Here is a 2,538-nt window from a genome sequence, read left to right as displayed (position 1 = left end):
GCTCACCCCCGGCCTCTACCAGCCCCTGCCCGGCCCCTTCGTGCGCCGGGACGCCCAGGGGCGCCCCCTCCAGAACGACGACCCCCGGGACCGCCATGGCACCGACCGCCGGCTGGGCGGCCGCATGTTCTGGAACGTGCTCCACGCCTTCCGGGCCGGAGAGGACACGGAGGACTCCTCCGTCACCCAGGCCCAGTGGGACCGCATGGTCTTCGGAGCGGTGCTGGCCATGGTGGGCCTGGCCCTGGCGGCCGTCGCGCTCGTCAGCTCCCTCTAGGAGCGACGGGGCGCGTCGAAAGCCTTGGGGTTGGCGCGGCTTGTGCTACGGTGCCGCGCACTTGGCCACCGACGACCTCACACTCGTCAAGCGCGTCCGCAGCGGGGACCAGCGCGCCTTCAAGCTCCTCGTCGAGCGTTACCAGCGCAAGGTGTATGCCGTCGCGCTCGGAATGCTGAAGGACAAGGAGGAGGCGATGGACGTCTCGCAAGAGGCGTTCGTCAAGGTCTACAAGTACCTGGACCACTTCAAGGGCGACGCGTCCTTCTACACGTGGCTCTACCGCATCACGTCCAACATCTGCATCGACGTGCTGCGCAAGCGCCGCGGCGGCGGCGAGCCCGTGGAGTTCGACGAGACGCAGGACGTGGACCTCTCCGAAGCCCGCATCGGCGCGCTCGGCAGCCGCCTGGGGACCAATCCCCAGAAGAGCGCCCTGCGCAAGGAGCTGGCGGAGAAGATTCAAGAGGCGCTGGCCACGGTGCCGGAGAAGCACCGCGCCATCCTCCTGCTGCGCGAAATCGAGGGAATGTCCTACGAGGACCTGGCCCGCACGCTGGACATCCCCAAGGGCACGGTGATGAGCCGGCTCTTCCACGCGCGCGCGAAGGTGCAGAAAATCCTGGGGGATTATCTGGAGCTGGACGAAGCCAAGAGCGGGGTGGGCAACGAATGAGGACGCCAGAAAGGCCTCCTCGAATATCCGTGGGGCCCGTCGCGTCCCACCGACGAATTCCCACCAGCCCGCAGGGTGAAGAGTATGGCCGGAAATCCCGCGTGTGAGCGTTTCGTACCGCTCCTGTCTCCCTACATCGACGGTGAAGTCGCTCCTGGAGAGCGCGTCAACGTGGAGCGGCACCTGGCCGCCTGCCGGGACTGCACGGGCCGCGCGGCGGACCTGCGCGCGGAGTCCGGGTTGCTCCGGGTCGGCCTGGACATGGCGGTGGACGACGTCGACTTCAAGGACTTCGCCCAGAAGGTCATGGCCCGGGTGACGCCGGAGAAGCCGCCCCTCATCGAACGGATGCGGCTGGCCCTGTCGGAGATGTTCCTCTACCAGCGCACGGCGATGATCTCGTCGCTGGCCACCGCCGCGGTGGTGATGCTGGTGGCGCTGCCGCTGGTGCTGCGCGACAACGCGCCGGAGGGCTACGCCGCCGAGCGCATGACGGTGAAGTCCATCCAGTCCTACCAGGGCGCCCGCGTGGCCCCGGTGGTGATGGAGACGGAGGGCGGCGGCTCCATCATCTGGATGGTGGACGAGCAGGAGCAGGCCCCGGAGCCCGTGAAGGACGCCGCCGGGCAGAAGAAGCCGGGCGCGGCGCAGTCCCAGGATTCGAGCGTGGAGCCGGAGGACCAGGAAGGACAGCCGGCGCCGGCTCCGTCCGTCCCGCCCCGGCCCACCGGAGGAGCGCTATGACGAAGCCGACGTGGGCGGTGCTGGCACTGCTGTTCGCCGTGGGCCTGGTGATGGGGCCGGCGGTCGCCTCCGCCCAGGAGCAGAAGGTGAAGGTGCAGGTGGAGGTGGTGCTGGCCTCCAACAAGGGCACCGCGGTGGATCCCCCGGAGCTCTCCAAGATGAAGGAGGCGTTCCAGAAGCAGAACTTCAGCTTCACGTCCTTCAAGCGCATGTCGCTGGACACCGTGGAGGTGGGCGCCCAGAAGCCCACCGAAGTGAAGCTCCCCAACGGGACGAACGCGTCGCTCCAGCTCCTGGGCATGAAGGACGGCAGCGCCACGCTGCGCGTCATCATCCCGAACCAGTCCTCCGTGGAGGTGGAGCTGGGCCGCCAGGGCGCCGTGTACCAGAAGGCCGGCAAGCACGTGGGGGGCGAGCTCATCCTCGTCCTGGTGCCGCCGTCGAAGTAGCCGTGTGAGTCGTGACGGATGCGCGCCGCCCTGGAGGCAGGCGCCGTCCGCGGAATCCCCACCCTGACGCTTGGATGGCCCCCTCCTCCCCGGGCGGCCCCGCGTCAGGGTCCACTGTTCCTGAATCTTCCCAGGTCCTCGCACATCCACCCCTGCGTGGACGGTGTGCTGTCCCAGCGTCGGACAGCTCCGTCCCACGCCTGACGTGCGCCGGGGTGCGCATGGCACCGGGGGGCAGGAAAGAGGGCGGAACTCACTGGAGCCGGGCTGAAAAAAAGACAGTCCTGCCCGGAGCTACAGGGGCTTCTCAGACTTTCTTCCCTCGGAAAACGCCGGGTTGGGCGACGGCACGGCAGTTGCTCTTGGGTCTGAGGGCAGGACGGGCGGGACGG

3 protein-coding genes and 1 pseudogene are annotated in these 2,538 nt (G+C 68.6%); all 4 read left to right on the top strand.

Going from position 1 to position 2,538, the window contains the following annotated elements; genetic code table 11:
- Window positions 1-277 (top strand): annotated as a pseudogene (locus tag D7W82_RS40825) (hypothetical protein); the annotation flags it as partial.
- Between the two features lie 61 nt (window positions 278-338).
- Window positions 339-953 (top strand): RNA polymerase sigma factor, encoded by a 615-nt coding sequence (locus D7W82_RS39270; protein WP_014400131.1) that lies wholly within the window; start codon window positions 339-341, stop codon window positions 951-953.
- An 84-nt stretch (window positions 954-1,037) separates the two neighbouring features.
- The gene (locus tag D7W82_RS39265; RefSeq protein WP_120623135.1) at window positions 1,038-1,697 is read left to right on the top strand and encodes an anti-sigma factor; all 660 of its coding nucleotides are present in this window, start codon (window positions 1,038-1,040) and stop codon (window positions 1,695-1,697) included.
- Window positions 1,694-2,146, top strand: coding sequence for a hypothetical protein (locus D7W82_RS39260; RefSeq protein WP_120623134.1), 453 nt, complete (start codon window positions 1,694-1,696; stop codon window positions 2,144-2,146). The genes D7W82_RS39265 and D7W82_RS39260 overlap by 4 nt, the downstream gene beginning before the upstream one ends.
- Window positions 2,147-2,538: the final 392 nt, after the last annotated feature.

The sequence above is a fragment of the Corallococcus sp. CA049B genome (genome assembly GCF_003611685.1).
GTDB classification, from domain to species: domain Bacteria; phylum Myxococcota; class Myxococcia; order Myxococcales; family Myxococcaceae; genus Corallococcus; species Corallococcus coralloides.
The sequence above is the reverse complement of the archived record's forward strand: the minus strand, read 5'-3'. Positions and strand labels throughout refer to the sequence as shown.